At 62.6% G+C, this 16870-nt stretch carries 15 protein-coding genes; 13 read left to right on the top strand and 2 right to left on the bottom strand.

The window, feature by feature from the left end:
- Nucleotides 1-74 precede the first annotated feature (74 nt).
- Nucleotides 75-1421 carry an MATE family efflux transporter gene (locus tag AD659_RS16020; RefSeq protein ID WP_153043876.1) on the bottom strand — a complete coding sequence of 449 codons (1347 nt, stop codon included), beginning with the start codon at nt 1419-1421 and terminating at the stop codon, nt 75-77.
- 852 nt (nt 1422-2273) lie between these two features.
- Between AD659_RS16020 and AD659_RS16025 the strand changes: the two genes are divergently transcribed.
- The 9 genes from AD659_RS16025 to AD659_RS16065 are packed head-to-tail and all read left to right on the top strand — an operon-like array spanning nt 2274 to nt 10675.
- Complete coding sequence (locus AD659_RS16025) at nt 2274-3185, top strand: methyl-accepting chemotaxis protein (RefSeq protein ID WP_419242261.1); 912 nt, start codon at nt 2274-2276, stop codon at nt 3183-3185.
- Nucleotides 3186-3196: 11 nt separating this feature from the next.
- On the top strand, nt 3197-3565 hold the full coding sequence (locus AD659_RS16030; RefSeq protein ID WP_003203044.1) for a response regulator: 369 nt from the start codon (nt 3197-3199) through the stop codon (nt 3563-3565).
- 15 nt (nt 3566-3580) lie between these two features.
- Nucleotides 3581-3865, top strand: coding sequence for an STAS domain-containing protein (locus tag AD659_RS16035; RefSeq protein WP_053122991.1), 285 nt, complete (start codon nt 3581-3583; stop codon nt 3863-3865).
- A 36-nt stretch (nt 3866-3901) separates the two neighbouring features.
- A complete protein-coding gene (locus AD659_RS16040; protein ID WP_053123089.1) occupies nt 3902-6004 on the top strand; it encodes a chemotaxis protein CheA in 2103 nt (700 codons plus the stop codon).
- 33 nt (nt 6005-6037) lie between these two features.
- Entirely contained in the window at nt 6038-7696 is a 1659-nt protein-coding gene (locus tag AD659_RS16045; RefSeq protein ID WP_053122993.1) for a methyl-accepting chemotaxis protein, read from the top strand.
- 39 nt (nt 7697-7735) lie between these two features.
- Nucleotides 7736-8272 carry a chemotaxis protein CheW gene (locus AD659_RS16050; RefSeq protein WP_053122995.1) on the top strand — a complete coding sequence of 179 codons (537 nt, stop codon included), beginning with the start codon at nt 7736-7738 and terminating at the stop codon, nt 8270-8272.
- Nucleotides 8269-9105: a CheR family methyltransferase gene (locus AD659_RS16055; protein ID WP_053122997.1), complete on the top strand. Its 837-nt coding sequence runs from the start codon at nt 8269-8271 to the stop codon at nt 9103-9105. Before AD659_RS16050 ends, AD659_RS16055 begins: the two co-directional genes overlap by 4 nt.
- Nucleotides 9102-9599 (top strand): chemoreceptor glutamine deamidase CheD, encoded by a 498-nt coding sequence (cheD, locus tag AD659_RS16060; RefSeq protein ID WP_053122999.1) that lies wholly within the window; start codon nt 9102-9104, stop codon nt 9597-9599. Before AD659_RS16055 ends, cheD begins: the two co-directional genes overlap by 4 nt.
- 2 nt (nt 9600-9601) lie before the next feature.
- On the top strand, nt 9602-10675 hold the full coding sequence (locus tag AD659_RS16065; RefSeq protein ID WP_053123000.1) for a protein-glutamate methylesterase/protein-glutamine glutaminase: 1074 nt from the start codon (nt 9602-9604) through the stop codon (nt 10673-10675).
- Nucleotides 10676-10781: 106 nt separating this feature from the next.
- On the opposite strand, the gene AD659_RS16070 is transcribed toward AD659_RS16065, so the two are convergent.
- Entirely contained in the window at nt 10782-11315 is a 534-nt protein-coding gene (locus AD659_RS16070; protein WP_053123002.1) for an REP-associated tyrosine transposase, read from the bottom strand.
- A gap of 714 nt (nt 11316-12029) precedes the next feature.
- On the opposite strand from AD659_RS16070, the gene AD659_RS16080 reads away from it, so the two are divergent.
- From AD659_RS16080 to AD659_RS16095, 4 genes are read left to right on the top strand one after another with little or no spacing between them, the layout of a single operon-like run.
- Nucleotides 12030-13775, top strand: coding sequence for an ABC transporter permease (locus tag AD659_RS16080; RefSeq protein WP_053123006.1), 1746 nt, complete (start codon nt 12030-12032; stop codon nt 13773-13775).
- 10 nt (nt 13776-13785) lie between these two features.
- Nucleotides 13786-15090, top strand: coding sequence for an ABC transporter ATP-binding protein (locus AD659_RS16085; RefSeq protein ID WP_053123008.1), 1305 nt, complete (start codon nt 13786-13788; stop codon nt 15088-15090).
- Nucleotides 15091-15130: 40 nt separating this feature from the next.
- On the top strand, nt 15131-16207 hold the full coding sequence (locus AD659_RS16090) for a sensor histidine kinase (RefSeq protein ID WP_053123010.1): 1077 nt from the start codon (nt 15131-15133) through the stop codon (nt 16205-16207).
- Nucleotides 16194-16832: a response regulator transcription factor gene (locus AD659_RS16095; RefSeq protein WP_053123012.1), complete on the top strand. Its 639-nt coding sequence runs from the start codon at nt 16194-16196 to the stop codon at nt 16830-16832. The genes AD659_RS16090 and AD659_RS16095 overlap by 14 nt, the downstream gene beginning before the upstream one ends.
- The last annotated feature ends 38 nt before the right edge of the window (nt 16833-16870 follow it).

A 16870-nucleotide genomic window follows, 5' to 3' on the forward strand; every position in this document is an offset into this window, starting at 1 on the left:
GTTGAATGAAACACCGCATTCGCGAGCAAGCCCGCTCCCACATTTGGATTTGAGTTGTGTCACACAGCAGCGATCTACACCAACCGCTCGATCGGCTGGTGCTGCCAGACCCGCTTGTAGTACAGCGTCTGCAACAGCAGCATGCTCAGGTAAGCCACCGGGAATGCCATCCACACCCCTTGCAGCCCGAAATGAGCGTCCAGCAGATACGCCGCCGGCACTTGCACGGCGACGATACAGAAGATCGCAATGGCGACCGGCACCAGCACCGTGCCACTGGCGCGCATGATGCCGCCGACAATCGCCTGGAAACCGAACACCAGCAAGCTCCAAAGCATGATATGCAGCAGGTGTTCGGCCTGGATCCGCGCCGCCGGGTCGGTGATAAACAGCCCCAACAGCCAGTGGGACAACAGATAGCCCAGCAGCACCAGCCCACCGGTCAGCCAGAGGTTGATCGCCAGCCCCGTGCGCAGGATCGGCCCCAGGCGCTCCAGGCGTCCGGCACCAATGGCCTGGGCGCCGAGGATCGAGGCGGTGATGGCAATCGACAGCGCCGGAAACTGCACGTAATTGACGATCTGCGTCACCGCGCCGTAGGCCGCCGTGGCCTGGGAACCGTGGCGATTGACCAGCGCCAGGATCACCAACTCCGACAACGAGATCACCACCATCTGCAACCCGGTGGGCAAGCCAATGCGCAGCACTTTGCCGAGGATGTCCTTGTCCAGGCGCATCGCCGCGAACAACGCACGGTCCGGCGCCAGGGCATGCTCGCGGCGGTTCAAGCGCCACGCCAGCATCAGCATCGCCGATGTCGTCCCCACCAGCCCCGCCCATGCCGCGCTCTGGATGCCCATCTGCGGCAACCCCAGCCAGCCGCGAATCAACGCTGGCGTGAGCAGCAGCCCGACACTGGTGGACACCAGCAGCGCCAACATCGGTGACACCGTATCGCTCACCCCGCGCAGCAGTTGGGTGAACAGCACGAATACCAGCAACATCGGCAAGATCCACAGCATGACCCGGGCATAGGAAACGGCGTCCTCCAGCACATCGGCCGGTGTGCCGAGCCCCTGCAACGCCTGACGCGCAAAGACACTGCCGAGCACCGCGGCCACCAAGCCGATGATCGCCCCCAGCAACAAGGTCGCCCCGGCAATTGCCTTCACCGTGCCGGTTTCGCCAGCGCCGTAGGCCTGCCCGATCAACACCCCCGCCCCCGCGCCCAGGCCGATCACCAACGCGATAAAGAAAAACACGATGGGAAACATGCCTGACACCGCTGCCAACGCCTGGGTACCGAGCATCTGGCCGATGTAGATGCTGTTGAGCGTGCCGGACATGGACTGCAGGAAGTTGGACAGGACCATGGGGAGCAGGAACAGGAGATAGGTTTTCCAGAGGGGCTGGGTGGGCATGGGGGCTCTGATGGCAGGTTCGAAAATCCGATGCGGGGTAATTTAGCGCAATCCATGCAACTCGTTTCAGAAGATTCGGCGCAGGCTGCTCTTGTGCCTCTTGTGGCTCTTGTGCCTCTTATGCCTCTTATGCCTCTTGTGGCTCTTGTGGCTCTTGTGGCGAGGGAGCTTGCTCCCGCTGGGCTGCGCAGCGGCCCCGAAACCGGAACACGCCGTGTATCAGGCTGACCTCGCCAGCCGCTTTTGGGACCGCTTCGCGCTCCAGCGGGAGCAAGCTCCCTCGCCACAAAGGTTCCCTTGAGCCATCTCCCTCGCCACAAAAGCCCCGCGCACCCGCTATCTCGCCAAAGGGGTTCATACCTTCGTCGGGTCTATTCGACATTTCCCAGACTGCGTCTAATCTGAAGGCACAGTGCCACGTACTGGGTAGGCCAATGCCTACGGCAATATCGGAATCGGACAGCCGGTCTTAAAGTCCGAGTAGAGGTAGCAGATAACCAGTTATTCGCAAATATCCTGTTAGCAACACTGTTCAAGGACCGAACCATGACGTCGTATTCTCACGGTCATTTCCTTTCCCAACCACAACCGCGCATCCTCTGGAGTGCCGTGCTGGTGGCCATTGCCGCGAGCGTTGGCGTGCTGGCAGTCAATGGCGCGAGTGGGCAAAACATCGGCTTGAGCGTGGCGATCCTGGCCTTGGGCGTCGCCGCTGGCGTATGGGGTGCGCGTTCGCAACGCCTGCAGTTCGACAGTGCCCTCGCAGCGGCCGTTGCCCATCACGACCTGCAAGGCAACGAGCATCCGGCCCATAAAGCCAACGCACAACTCAACGAAGTCATCCTCGGGGCCATGCCGATCTGGGCCAAGCAGGTCGAAAGCTCCCGGCAGCAGACCGAAACCGCGATCGTCTCCCTGACCAGCCGCTTCACCGGCATTTCGTCACGCCTGGAAGACACCGTGCAAGCCTCGCAATTGGCCGCCGGTGAACTGGCCGGCAGCAGCAGTGGCGGCGCCGTGCAGGTGCTGGCCCAGAGCGAAGGTGAACTGGTCAAGGTCATCGATTCACTGAAGGCCACCCAGGCCAGTCGCGACGAAACCCTGGCCCAGGTGCGCAACCTGACGGCCTATACCGGCGAGCTGCGGACCATGGCCGCCGATGTCGCGGCGATTGCCGCGCAAACCAACCTGCTGGCCCTCAACGCCGCCATCGAGGCCGCCCGTGCCGGCGAGGCCGGGCGTGGCTTTGCCGTGGTGGCCGATGCCGTGCGCAGTCTCTCGAGCAAGTCCAGCGAGACCGGCCAGCAGATGTCGGCCAAGGTCGACATCATCAACACCGCCATCACCCAACTGGTGCAGGCCGCGTCCAGCGGTGCGGACCAGGACAGCCATTCGGTCAGCGCCTCCGAGCAGAGCATCCAGCACGTGCTGGAGCGCTTCAAGAGTGTCACTGGTCGACTGGCCGACTCGGCGGACATGCTGCAACGGGAAAGCTTCGGCATTCGCGATGAGCTCACCGAGGTGCTGGTCAGCCTGCAATTCCAGGATCGGGTCAGCCAGATCCTCAGCCACGTGCGCGACAACATCGAGGACCTGCATGTGCACATGCAGCAGGCCAGCCAGTCGCCCGAACAGGCCGTCTCCATCGACGCCCGCCAATGGCTGGCGCGCATGGAAACCACTTACGCCACCGACGAGCAACGCCGCAATCACCACGGCGACTCGGCCGCGCAACAGACTTCACAGGAAATAACCTTCTTTTAGGAGAGCCGTTCATGGCTAAAAGTGTATTGGTTGTCGACGACTCCGCGAGCGTTCGGCAGGTGGTCGGCATCGCGTTGAAAAGTGCCGGCTATGACGTGATCGAAGCCAGCGATGGCAAGGACGCGCTGGGCAAGCTCAATGGCCAGAAAGTGCACCTGATCATCAGCGACGTGAACATGCCCAACATGGACGGCATCACCTTCGTCAAGGAGGTCAAGAAGCTGGCCAGCTACAAGTTCACGCCGATCATCATGCTCACCACCGAATCCCAGGAATCGAAGAAGCAGGAAGGCCAGGCCGCCGGGGCCAAGGCCTGGGTGGTCAAGCCGTTCCAGCCGGCACAGATGCTGGCGGCGGTCTCCAAGCTGATTCTTCCTTGATGGTCGGAGGCTCCGATGCCGCTGCAATACGAAACAAGCGATGACACCGCCCAGGTACACATCGACGGCGAACTGACGATCTACACCGCCGCCGAACTGGCTGCGCAATGGCTGCCGCACCTGGGGGCAACGCCGCGGATGGCCCTGGATCTGTCGCAGATCACCGAGATGGACGGCGCCGGCCTGCAACTGCTGCTGATGGTCCAGCGCGAGGCCTCCAGGGCCGGGACTCAATTGACACTGACCGGCCAAAGCAAGGCCGTCACGGAAACACTTGCCCTGTGCAACCTGGTTGCCTAGGACCGCAATACGTCGGACACGACAAAGGATATGAGCGTGAGCATCAATCTCGATCAGGCACAACAGACCTTCATCGTCGAGGCTCGGGAACAGTTGCAGGCGATGGAAGAGTCGCTGCTGCAACTGGAAACCGACCCCGGTGACGATGACGCCATCGGCGCGATCTTCCGGGCGGCCCACACGATCAAGGGTTCGGCCGGACTGTTCGGCCTGGAACCGATCGTCAGTTTTACCCACATCGTCGAAGACGTGCTCGACCGTCTGCGCAACGGCAGCGTCGAGGTGGACGCCGGCCTGATCGCGGTGTTGCTCAAGTCCAGCGATCACATGCTGGAACTGATCAACGTGGCCGCCAACCAGGGCGGCGCGCTGCCGCCACCAGCCCTGCAACGGGAAGTGGAGCTGTGCCAGATCCTGCAGGAGTACCAGGCGCCCTCGCCCGTCGCGGCCTCGACGCCTACGCAGGAAACCGAAACACGTGAGCCCGGCGAAACGCGCCTCTGGCACCTTTCCCTGCGCTTCGGCCAGGACGTGTTCCGCAACGGCATGGACCCGCTGTCGTTCCTGCGCTACCTGCAAACCCTGGGTGAAATCGTCGACATCACCACCTTGACCGACACCCTGCCCGCCGCCGAGGCCTGGGACGCCGAGTCCTGCTACCTGGGCTTCGACATCGCGTTTCGCTCGGCCGCCAGTCATGGGGCGATCAACGAAGTGTTCGACTTCGTCCGGGAAGACTGCGAGATCGAGATCGTTGCCCAGGATGACGACATCGCCCCCCCGGCCAACACCGGCCTGATGACCACGTCGCCAGAACCGGCCGAGGAAAGCACCGCGTTGGTGGCCACTGGCGAGTTGTTGGCCGACCAGCGCAAGACGCCGCGCATGCCCGCCCAGATCGCCACCGACAAACAAGCGGTGAGCAGCGACAGCAAGGGCAAGGACGGCACCTATGTGCGGGTCAATGCCGACAAGCTCGACGAGTTGATCAACCTGGTAGGCGAACTGGTCATCGCCAGCGCCGGCGCCAGCCTGCTGGCCCGCACCTGCCACAACGATCCGTTGCAGGAAGCCACCTCATCGGTCTCCGGGCTGGTGGAAGAAATCCTCGACGGCGCCCTGCGCCTGCGCATGATCCCCATCGGCGAAACCTTCAACCGCTTCCGTCGGGTGGTGCGCGATGTCAGCCAGGAACTGGGCAAGGACATCGACCTGATCATCAGCGGTGCGGAGACCGAGCTGGACAAGACCGTGGTGGAAAAAATCGGCGACCCGCTCATGCACCTGCTGCGCAATGCCATGGACCACGGCATCGAAACCGCCGAGGCGCGGCTGGCGGCCGGCAAACCGGCCAAGGGGCACCTGCACCTCAACGCGTATCACGACTCCGGCAGCATCGTGCTGGAAATCGCCGACGATGGCGCCGGCCTGAACCGTGACCGGATCCTGGAAAAAGCCCAGGAACGCGGCCTGGTGCCGCCGGGTGCCAGCCCCACCGACCAGGAAATCTACAACCTGATCTTCGAACCCGGCTTTTCCACCGCCCAGGCCGTGACCAACCTTTCGGGGCGGGGCGTGGGCATGGACGTGGTCAAGCGCAACATCACCCTGCTGCGCGGCACCGTCGACCTGGACAGCCAGCCCGGCAAAGGCACCGTGGTGCGCATCCGCCTGCCGCTGACCCTGGCGATCATCAATGGTTTTTTGGTGGGCATCGGTCAGTCGACCTATGTCATTCCGCTGGACATGGTCCAGGAATGCATCGAGCTGAGCGAAGACGATGGACTCGCCAGCCGCGAACAAGGCTACCTCGACCTGCGCGGCGAGGTGCTGCCCCTGGTCTACCTGCGCGATCACTTCAGCCACGAAGGCCCGCCCGCGCGCCGGCAGAACGTGGTGGTGGTGCGCTACGCAGAACTCAAGGCCGGGCTGGTGGTGGACGATTTGCTGGGTGAATTCCAGACCGTGATCAAGCCGCTGGGCAAGCTGTTTGGCGCTCTTCGCGGCATCAGTGGCTCGACCATCCTGGGCAGTGGCGCCGTGGCGTTGATTCTCGACGTACCGGCGCTGCTCACCCAGATCGCCCAGACCGAAAACCGCTACACCCCGACTCAATTACAACAAGCCAACGCTCGCTGACGCTTTAGCAATTCCATGGAGAGGTACTTCCCAATGAAATGGTTCTACGACCTTAGAATCGCCACCAAACTGATCACTTCATTTCTTGTGGTGCTGGCGCTGACAGCCGTCATGGGGGTGTTCTCGATCATTCAACTGGGCCAGGTGAACCACACCGCCCTCGATATCCGTGAAAACTGGATGCCGTCCATGCGCGCCGCCTCCGGCATGCGTTTCTATGCGGCGAGCTATCGCCTCAAGGAAAATCGTCACATTGCCGCCGATTCCGAGCAGGAGCGCATCATCCTCGAGCAAGAAGCCGAGGAAGCCAGGAAGGCCTTCGACACGCGATTGGACACTTACGAAAAACTGCTCTCCAGCGCTGAAGATCGGCAGGTATTCGACACCACCCGCAACGACTGGGCCGCTTATCTGGCGATCAGCAAAGACCTTCTGGCACTGTCCCGGCAGAACCTGACCGAGCAGGCCAATGCGATGCTCAAGGGCGAGTCCAAGCGTCGGTTCGACCTGGTGACCGGCGACCTGCAAAAACTGGTCGAGCTCAACGCGGCTGGCGCTGATGTCGCCAGTGCACACGGCACCAAGCTGTTCGAAAACGCACGCCTGTCGATCATCGCCGTGCTGGTCGCCGCCCTGCTGGTGGGCGTGGGCCTGGCACTGTTCATCTCGCGGATCATTTCTCGGCCGCTGAAACAGGCCGCCGTCGTCGCCGAACAATTGGCCGAAGGCAACCTGAACGCGAAAATCGAAGGCGGCTCCAAGGATGAAACCGGCATGGTGCTCAACGCCATGCAGAACATGGTCGGCAAGCTCTCGCACATCATTGGCGAAGTGCGTAACGCCGCGGACAACCTGGCCAGCGCCTCCGAAGAAGTCAGCGCCACCGCCCAATCGATGAGCCAGGCCACCAGCGAGCAGGCGGCCAGCGTCGAGGAAACCAGTGCCTCCATCGAGCAGATGAGCGCCAGCATCAACCAGAACACCGAGAACGCCAAGGTCACCGACGGCATGGCCAGCAAGGCCGCCAAGGAAGCTACGGACGGCGGCGAATCGGTGCAGCAGACCGTGGTGGCGATGAAGAAAATCGCCCAGCGCATCAGCATCATCGACGACATCGCCTACCAGACCAACCTGCTGGCGCTCAACGCCGCCATCGAGGCCGCCCGCGCCGGTGAGCACGGCAAAGGCTTCGCGGTGGTCGCTGCCGAGGTGCGCAAACTGGCCGAACGCAGCCAGGTGGCCGCTCAGGAAATCGGCGAGCTGTCGTCCAGCAGTGTCGACATGGCGGAAAAGGCCGGCAACCTGCTCAACGAGATGGTCCCCTCGATCAACAAGACTTCGGACCTGGTGCAGGAAATCAGCGCCGCCTCCGAAGAACAGGCCGCCGGCGTGGCGCAGATCAACACCGCCATGACCCAGCTCAACCAGGTGACCCAGCAGAACGCTTCCAGCAGCGAAGAACTGGCCGCCACCGCCGAGGAAATGAGCAGCCAGGCCGAGCAACTGCAACAGGCCATGAGCTTCTTCACCCTCGACACGCCGCCCAAGTCCGCCATTCAGGTCGCCCGGGGCGACAACACCCCGGGGCCATCCAGCCGCAAACCGGCGCGGGCACCGGCACCGGTCATGCCCAAGGCGTTTGCCTACAACATGGCCAGCGCGCCGGACGAATCCGAGTTCACCCGGTTCTGACGGCCCGGTTCCACAGGCTTGCTTAAAGGAGAAAAGGCAATGGGCGCCATCGCGACCACACGTCAAACCGCCCTCGCGGTCGAGGAAGAAGCGCAATACCTGACGTTCATGCTCGGCACGGAGATGTTTGCCATCGGCATCCTGTGCATCAAGGAAATCATCGAGTACGGCAACCTCACCGTGGTGCCGATGATGCCGGCCTTCGTGCGCGGGGTGATCAACCTGCGCGGCGCGGTCGTGCCGGTGGTGGATTTGTCGGCCCGGTTCGGCCGGCCGAATTCGGCGATCAGCCGGCGCTCGTGCGTGGTGATCATCGAGGCGTCCAGCGCCGATGGCCAGGCCCAGGACATTGGCCTGCTGGTGGACACGGTGTCGGCGGTCCTGGAAATCCCGGCCTCGCAGATCGAACCGCCACCGAGCTTCGGCGCGAAGATCCGCGCCGACTTCATCAGTGGCATGGCCAAGGTCGATGGCAAGTTCGTCATCGTGCTGGAGGTGGACCGCGTGCTGTCCATCGACGAAATGTCCCAACTCGCCGAAGCCAGCCCGAACGCGCTGGAAGTGGATGCCCCGTGAACGCCGATATCTGCAAGGAACGCACGCTGAACGCGCAGGCGCTCACTGACCGGGAGTTCGGCCAGTTCCAGTCCTGGCTGTACCAGGCCGCGGGCATCAGCCTGTCCGAGGCCAAGAAAGCCCTGGTGGCCGGGCGTTTGTTCAAGCGCCTCAAGCACTATGGTCTGGACAGCTACGGCGAGTATTTCAAGCTGATCATGAACGGCCAGCGCACCGATGAACTGCAGGTGGCGCTGGACCTGCTGACGACCAACGAGACCTACTTTTTCCGCGAACCCAAGCATTTCGATTTCCTGCGTCAACACGTACTGCCCCACGCCACGCCGGGCAAGACGTTCCGCCTGTGGAGCGCGGCCAGCTCGTCGGGGGAAGAACCCTACAGCCTGGCCATGACCCTGGCCGAAGGGCTCGGCACCACGCCTTGGGAAGTCATCGGTTCGGACATCAGCAGCCAGGTGCTGGCCAAGGCACGCTCCGGGCATTACCCGATGGAACGCGCCCGCACCCTGCCCCAGCCGCTGCTGGTGAAATACTGCCTCAAGGGCACCGGCAGCCAGCAAGGCACGTTCCTCATCGACCGGGCGTTGCGCAACCGGGTCAACTTCATCCAGGTCAACCTCAACGACACCTTGCCGGAGCTGGGGGAATTCGATGTGATCTTCCTGCGCAACGTCATGATCTATTTCGACCAACCCACCAAAAGCAAAGTGGTTGCCCGCCTGATCCCCCGGCTCAAGCCCGGCGGGTATTTCATCGTCAGCCACTCGGAAAGCCTAAACGGTGTGTCCGATGCGTTGAAACTGGTGGCGCCATCGATCTACCGCAAACCATGAACGCCGCCATCCGGGACGTGGCCGAGGTGTACCTGGCGCCGGGGGAATTCCGCTTCGCCACCTGCCCGACCCGCCTGCGCACGATCCTCGGCTCTTGCGTGGCGATCACGCTGTGGCATCCCGAACGCCGGATCGGCGCCATGTGCCACTTCATGCTACCCAGTCGCGTACGCTGCTCCACCGCGCTGAACGGCATTTACGCCGACGAAGCCATCGAACTGTTCATCCGCCAGGCCCGGGCCCACCACACCGAACCCGAGGACTACCAACTCAAGCTGTTCGGCGGTGGTGAGATGTTCCCCGAGCTGCAACGCCATGTGCCCTATGGCGATGTGGCGCGGCTGAACGTCAACGCCGCGCTGGAAATGGCCGCCCTCTATCGCCTCGACCTGATCGCCCAGGACATGGGCAGCACCGGTCACCGCAGCATCATCTTCGACCTGTGCAGCGGCGATGTGTGGGTCAGGCACCAACCCTTAAGGACCCGGCACTGACCATGTCAAAAAAGATCAATGTATTGCTGGTGGATGACTCTGCCGTGGTGCGCCAGGTGTTGCTGGCGATTCTCAGCGACACACCGGATATCCACGTCATGGGCGCGGCGTCCGACCCGATTTTCGCCATGGACAAACTGGCCAAGGAATGGCCCGACGTGATCGTGCTGGACGTGGAGATGCCGCGCATGGACGGCATCACCTTCCTGAAAAAAATCATGAGCGAGCGCCCCACGCCGGTGGTGATCTGCTCGTCCCTGACGCCCCGGGGCGCGGAAACGACGTTGCAGGCGATGGCCGCCGGCGCGGTGGAAATCATCACCAAGCCCACCACCGGCCTGAAGAATTTCCTATTGGAATCGGCGCCGGAACTGGTCTCGGCCATCCGCGCCGCCGCCCAGGTCAACGTGCGCAACCTGGGCAAACGCCCGGCCCCGGCCGCGCTGACGCCGGCGACCAAACTCACGGCAGACGCCATGCTGCCCGCCGCCAACGGCCACGCCATGGCGCAGACCACCGAGCGCATCGTCGCCCTGGGCACCTCCACCGGCGGCACGCAGGCCCTGGAGGCGGTGCTCACCGCCCTGCCGAGGGTGTGTCCGGGCATCGTTATCGTCCAGCACATGCCGGAAAAATTCACCGCTTCGTTCGCCGCCCGGCTCAACAGCCTGTGCCAGATCGAAGTGCGCGAAGCCCGCAACAACGACCGCATCCACCCGGGCCTGGCGCTCATCGCACCGGGCGGCAAACACATGATGGTGACCCGCAGCGGCGCGTTCTATCACGTGCAAGTGGTGGACGGCCCGCTGGTCAACCGCCATCGGCCTTCGGTGGATGTGTTGTTCCGCTCAGTCGCCAAATTCGCCGGCCGCAACGCCACCGGCGTCATCATGACCGGCATGGGCGACGACGGCGCCCGCGGCCTGAAGGAAATGCTCGACGCCGGCGGCAGCACCGTGGCCCAGGACGAAGCCAGCTGCGTGGTCTTCGGCATGCCCAAGGAAGCGATCAAGCTCAATGCTGCGCAACGGGTGATGGGGTTGCAGGAGATTGCGCAGGTGATTTTGCATCGCTAACAGGAACCGACCCCACAGTGAAGCTCGATCAGGGCGGTGAAGATCGTTCCTCACGCTCCGCGTGGGAATGCCGCCAGGGACGCTCCGCGTTCCAACTTCACAACGGTCAATACCATCGCTGAATCTCAATCAACCCTTCCATCCCTGCATAATTGCGCGCACTGGAGTAGCGCCAGTGCTCCGGTAACTCCACATACCCGCGCTTCACTGGGTTGAAATGTATGTAATCCAATTTCTGGCGCATGACCGCTTCGCTATAGATCTGCTCCGCATGTGAGCCTTCTTGCCAGAGCTGATAGACCCTGTCCTGCTTATGCGCTCGCTTGCTGAACCGCAGGCGTTGCAATGCCCGCTCAGCCCCCTTGCTCTGCAGGTCATTGATAATCTGGCGCGCCGTAAAGGATTTGAACTGACGCAAGCACTTACTCAGATTCGGAGCCTGGGCAACGAAATGCAGATGGTTTTCCAGAACGACATAGCCGAATAACTGCAAGCTCTGATGGGTTTGCTGATAGCGCCAGCACCCAAGCAGGTGCTCAACGAGATAGGGCCGTATGAACAGCGGCAACCACTCCATCAAGGTGCAGGTGAGAAAATGGGGTTTTTCGGGTTCGGTGATGACGTAGCGGCTCCGGCCCATTGGATGCCTTCCTTTGCGGCGTGGGGAATGACCATGTTGCCGGTTTCGAGGCGTTTGGGGATAGACGAACAGGACTCGGAGCATGTGGGAAGGGTCGGTAAACCCTCGATGATCGCTCCCCCGCTCTGCGTGGGAATGCAGCCCGGGATGCTCTGCGTCCCTTCAAGAGCCGAACGCGGAGCGTCCGTAGAGGCATTCCCACGCAGAGCGTGGGAACGATCGACCACATGACGCTTCTGCAGCGTGTGCCTATACGGGCGAAATCGTTGCCAGCACGCCGATCAAAAGAGTCAGCGCCAAAAACCCACCCAAAAAAATCGCCATCTTCGCCATGAGCACTCCTGAACCAAAAAATTGCGGCACACGGGCCGCCTGACAGGCAAACCGCGTGGTTATTCTGGGGTGGGGGCCGGGTTCATTACAGAGGCACCTGACGCAGGAAAATACGGATCAGACGAACGCCCTCCAGCCCTTGTCGCGCAACTTTCAATAGGCGACAAAAGATAAAACCCCGCCGCTAAGTTCTCTCACCGAAGGGAACGGATATACCAACGTATATTTTCATGTCCCAAGTCAGCGTGGTCATCGGCCCGGGCAACACTTAGTCTTGCCGGGCATTCAACGCCCTCGTCCAAGTGCACTTCAACTTCATCACGTCCAATGATCGCAAGTGTGGTCGCAGCCCTGGTTTTCAAAGCGTAATAGAGGTGATCCATGCGCCCTTCATTCCTTGCACCTGCATTGACGCCCTTCAACAGGGAACAACTCCCCGCCCATTCCTGGCGCGCCGATGTAGCGTTATTGGGCCTCCTGGTGCTCTTGGCTGCCTTTGTATTCCATGGCCTGGATCAAATGAACCAGCCCCTCGGCGTGCTCGATGTTTCGCCACTGTCCCTCGATCTGGTGCACCTGCCGGAATACACCCTGCGCACCACGTTGCGCATGTTCATCGCCCTGTTCGCTTCGTTGGTTTTTTCCCTGGTCGTTGCCACCTTGGCCGCCAAAAGTCGCAAGGCGGCAATGGTGATCCTGCCGGCTTTGGATATTCTCCAATCCGTCCCAGTCCTTGGCTTTCTGACGTTTACCGTTGTGTTCTTCATGGGACTTTTCCCCGGTAAGGAAACCGGTGTGGAGTGCGCGGCCATCTTCGCCATTTTCACCAGCCAAGTCTGGAACATGACCTTCAGTGTCTATCAATCGCTGAGAACCGTGCCCAACGATCTCTACGACGTCAGCCGACAGTTCTCGTTTTCGCCATGGCAACGTTTCGTCAGAGTGGAATTGCCCTTCGCCACGCCGGGCCTGGTGTGGAACATGATGATGTCGATGTCCGGCGGCTGGTTTTTTGTGGTCGCCTCCGAAGCCATCACCGTCGGCGACACCACCGTCAGCCTGCCGGGCATCGGTTCATGGTTGGCCCTGGCGATCGAGCAGCAAAACATCGCCGCGATTGCCTGGGCCGTGCTGGCTATGGTCGGGGTGATCATTGCCTATGACCTGTTGTTCTTCCGGCCTATCGTCGCCTGGGCGGACAAGTTCCGCTTCGAACAGACCGCCTCCCAGAAGCGCCCACGGTCCAGGGTCTACGACCTGCTGCGCTCGACTCGCCTGGTGCCCTTGGTGCTGCGGGCGCTGGGCAGCCTCAAGGCCTCGTTATTCCTGGAGAAGCTCCCCCGGCTGCCGTCCATCCGCTTCAAGGCCAGTGCCCGCGTCAGCCGCGCAACCGACCTGATCTGGCTCGCCCTGGTCGCCGCCGCCTGCATCGCCGGTGCCCTGCAATTGTCGCGGTTCATCGGCAGCACATTGGGCTGGGAGGACGTCGCCAGTACCTTCGGCCTGGGGCTGGCCACCCTGTTGCGCGTCTGCGTGCTCATCATCCTGGCCAGCGTAGTGTGGGTGCCCATCGGCGTCTGGATCGGCTTGAACCCACGTTGGGCCGAACGCCTGCAACCCATTGCGCAATTGCTGGCGGCCTTCCCGGCCAACGTGCTGTTCCCGTTTGCGGTGATCGCCATCGTCGCCCTGAAACTCAACCCCGATGTCTGGCTCTCGCCGCTGATGATCCTGGGTACCCAGTGGTACATCCTGTTCAACGTGATTGCCGGTGCCAGCGCCCTGCCGACGGATTTGCGCGAGGCGGCGCGCAGCTTTCGCGTGCGCGGCTGGCAGTGGTGGCGCCAGGTCGCGCTGCCGGGTGTTTTCCCGTACTACGTCACCGGCGCCCTCACGGCGGCGGGTGGTTCATGGAACGCCAGCATCGTCGCCGAGGCAGTGTCCTGGGGCGACCAGCACCTGTACGCGTCCGGCCTGGGTGCCTTCATCGCCCAGGCCACCACGGCCGGAGATCTGCATCGGGTGGCGCTGGGCGTCATGGTCATGTCGATTTTCGTGGTGGGTTTCAACCGGTTGCTGTGGCGCCCGCTGTACGGTTTCGCCGAACGTCGGCTTCGAATTGATTGAGGGTGATCCTATGCAAGTGATAGACAAACGCTGCCTCGTGGATGTGCAGCAAGTCGGCCACGTCTATGGCAGCACGGGCGGCGCCGAGCGACGGGTCCTGGATGATGTCTGCATGCGCCTGGACGAGGGCGAAATCGTCGGCCTGCTGGGGCGCTCGGGCTCCGGCAAATCGACCTTGCTGCGCGCCATCGCAGGGCTGATTTCACCCACTACTGGCGTGGTGGATTTTCCGGCCAACGCCCAAGGGTTGGCGAGCTCGGTGCGCATGGTGTTCCAGAGCTTCGCCCTGTTCCCCTGGCTGACCGTGCTGCAAAACGTCGAGGTCGGGCTCGAAGCCTTGGGCGTGGCGACACTTGAGCAACGTCGCCGGGCGCTGGCCGCCATCGACATGATCGGCCTCGATGGCTTCGAAAGCGCCTTCCCCAAGGAGCTGTCGGGCGGCATGCGCCAGCGCGTCGGCCTGGCCCGTGCGTTGGTGGTCAACCCGGATGTGTTGTTGATGGACGAGCCGTTTTCCGCCCTGGACGTGTTGACCGCCGAAACCCTGCGCACCGACTTGCTGGAGTTGTGGCGGGAGGGGCGCATGCCGATCAGGTCGATCCTGATGGTCACCCACAACATCGAAGAAGCCGTGCTGATGTGCGACCGCATACTGATTTTTTCCTCCAATCCGGGGCGGGTCACGAGCGAAATCACCGTGGACCTCCGTCAGCCGCGCAATCGCGCGGACCCGGCGTTCCAAGCCCTGGTCGAGCACATCTACGTGCAGATGGCTGGCGGCGCGAATGTTAGCTCCGCACGCCAGGAGACCTCTGCCGGCAACGGCATGAGCATGGTCCTGCCGTCGATTTCCAGCAACGCCCTGGCCGGGCTGATCGAAGCCGTGCAGGACCAGCCGTTTGCCGGCCAAGCAGACTTGCGCGAGCTTGCCGACGCGTTGCGCTATACCGCCAGTGACCTGTTGCCGGTCGCCGAGGTGCTGCAGCTCCTGCGCCTGGCCGACCTGCAGGACGGCCACATCACCCTCCTGCCGGCCGGGCAGCGCTACGCCGAGTCAGCGGTGGATGAACGCAAGCACCTGTTTGCCAAACACCTGCTTAAATACGTGCCGTTGGTGGGACATGTACGTCGGGTGCTGGACGACCGCCCTACCCACACCGCCCCGGCCAGGCGTTTCCGTGACCAACTGGAAGATTTCATGTCCGAGCACGACGCCGCCATTACGCTGGACTGTGTCACGCAATGGGGCCGCTACGCCGAGTTGTTCGCCTATGACGAAGTGGCCGATCAGTTCAGCCTGGACAATCCATCCTGAGATGCCGCGGTATAAACTGCGTGGATCGGTCGTTGGAGCAATGCGCGATGGACATTCAATGAGAAGAACCCAGTTGACCCTGCGCCTGATGCTCCTGCTGGGGTTGGCCCTCGGCATCGCGGCGATCGACACCGTCACCGACCTGGAAATCGCGGTCGGGGTCTTCCAGATCGCGGTGGTGCTGATCGCGGTGAGAATCCTGCCGGCGCGGGCGGTCGCGGGTGTGGCGGTCATCTGCATGGCCCTGACGATCGTGAGCTATCGACTCACGCGTTTTGGCGACACGGAGGCCGGGCTGATCAACATGCTGATCAGCCTCGCGGCCATCGCCGGCACCACCTACCTGGCGCTGCGCCTATCGGCCGCCGTGCGCACCGTGCATCAGACCCGCGCCCACCTGGCCCACATCGCCCGCATCAACATGCTCGGCGAACTCGCCGCCTCGATCGCCCACGAAGTCAACCAGCCCCTGGCCGCCGTCGCCACCAGCGGCGGTGCCTGCCTGCGCTGGATGGCCACCGAACCGCCCAACCTGCCCAAGGCCCGGCAGGCGGTGGAACGGATCATCGCCGATACCCACCGGGCCAGCGACATCATCGCCCGGCTGCGCGGCATGGCCCGGCATCAAGCGCCGACGAAGCAGTGGCTGAACGTGGCCGACACGGTCAACGCCGCGCTGCGATTAATGGCCGGAGAGCTGAACGAACAAAACATCACCTTACGCGTGCAAGTCCAGGACGGGCTGCCGCCGATGCTGGCGGATGAAGTACAAATCCAACAAGTGATCCTGAACCTGGCAATGAACGCGGTCGACGCCATGCGCCAGGTTGACGTCGACCAGCGAACTCTGCAGTTCCAAGTGACGCTTGAGTCACCTCAGCAGTTGCTCTTTGCGGTGTCCGACCAGGGCAGCGGCTTGTCGGCCAGCGAGCGGGAACGGGTGTTCGATGCCTTCTACAGCACCAAGCCGGACGGCATGGGGATGGGATTGGCCATCAGCCGCTCGATCATCGAGGCCCATGACGGGCGAATCTGGGTTGCCAGCCATTCGCCGTCGGGCTCGACGTTTCACTTCACCCTGCCAGCCGTAACCGGGGAACCCAATGAGCCAAACTGACCTGCATGACCAGGCCGATTCGATGGTCTACATCGTCGACGACGACCCCTCGGTGCGCGCTTCACTGCAAGACCTGCTGGCTTCCGTGGGCCTGGCAAGCCTGGCCTTCGGCTCGGCCCGGGAGTTCATCGACGCCGAACGGCCAGACGTCCCGGCGTGCCTGATTCTCGACGTGCGCATGCCGGGCCTGAGCGGGCTGGATTTCCAGCAGGAAATGGCGCGCTTGAACATCCTGCTTCCGACTGTCTTCATCACCGCCCATGGCGACATTCCCATGTCCGTCAAAGCCATGAAAGCCGGGGCGCTGGAGTTCCTGACCAAGCCGTTCCGCGAACAGGACCTGCTCGATGCAATCACCCAGGGCCTGGCCCGCGATCAGGAACGGCGCAAGGCCGCAGCGAGCGTAGACGCGTTGAAACGCCGGCATGAGACCCTGACTGACGGCGAGCGCGAGGTGATGGAGCTGGTCGTGTCAGGGCTGTTGAACAAGCAGGTGGCCGCCCGACTGGGCTTGAGCGAGGTGACCGTGAAAGTGCGGCGCGGGTCGTTGATGCGCAAGATGAATGCGGACTCGTTGGCAACGCTGGTGAAGATGTCGGAAAAACTCAAGGTGGTGAATCGCTAACGGTCCCCGATCACGGCTATGATTGCCGCTCGCCGTTC

The organism is Pseudomonas thivervalensis, assembly GCF_001269655.1.
Classification (GTDB): Bacteria; Pseudomonadota; Gammaproteobacteria; order Pseudomonadales; family Pseudomonadaceae; genus Aquipseudomonas; species Aquipseudomonas thivervalensis.

What these genes read in the sequence shown, in the direction of transcription:
- AD659_RS16020 (WP_153043876.1), bottom strand. Translation starts at nt 1,421, where the DNA reads ATGCCCACCCAGCCCCTCTGGAAAACCTATCTCCTGTTCCTGCTCCCC.
- AD659_RS16025 (WP_419242261.1), top strand. Translation starts at nt 2,274, where the DNA reads ATGCCGATCTGGGCCAAGCAGGTCGAAAGCTCCCGGCAGCAGACCGAA.
- AD659_RS16030 (WP_003203044.1), top strand. Translation starts at nt 3,197, where the DNA reads ATGGCTAAAAGTGTATTGGTTGTCGACGACTCCGCGAGCGTTCGGCAG.
- AD659_RS16035 (WP_053122991.1), top strand. Translation starts at nt 3,581, where the DNA reads ATGCCGCTGCAATACGAAACAAGCGATGACACCGCCCAGGTACACATC.
- AD659_RS16045 (WP_053122993.1), top strand. Translation starts at nt 6,038, where the DNA reads ATGAAATGGTTCTACGACCTTAGAATCGCCACCAAACTGATCACTTCA.
- AD659_RS16050 (WP_053122995.1), top strand. Translation starts at nt 7,736, where the DNA reads ATGGGCGCCATCGCGACCACACGTCAAACCGCCCTCGCGGTCGAGGAA.
- cheD (WP_053122999.1), top strand. Translation starts at nt 9,102, where the DNA reads ATGAACGCCGCCATCCGGGACGTGGCCGAGGTGTACCTGGCGCCGGGG.
- AD659_RS16065 (WP_053123000.1), top strand. Translation starts at nt 9,602, where the DNA reads ATGTCAAAAAAGATCAATGTATTGCTGGTGGATGACTCTGCCGTGGTG.
- AD659_RS16070 (WP_053123002.1), bottom strand. Translation starts at nt 11,315, where the DNA reads ATGGGCCGGAGCCGCTACGTCATCACCGAACCCGAAAAACCCCATTTT.
- AD659_RS16080 (WP_053123006.1), top strand. Translation starts at nt 12,030, where the DNA reads ATGCGCCCTTCATTCCTTGCACCTGCATTGACGCCCTTCAACAGGGAA.
- AD659_RS16085 (WP_053123008.1), top strand. Translation starts at nt 13,786, where the DNA reads ATGCAAGTGATAGACAAACGCTGCCTCGTGGATGTGCAGCAAGTCGGC.
- AD659_RS16090 (WP_053123010.1), top strand. Translation starts at nt 15,131, where the DNA reads ATGCGCGATGGACATTCAATGAGAAGAACCCAGTTGACCCTGCGCCTG.
- AD659_RS16095 (WP_053123012.1), top strand. Translation starts at nt 16,194, where the DNA reads ATGAGCCAAACTGACCTGCATGACCAGGCCGATTCGATGGTCTACATC.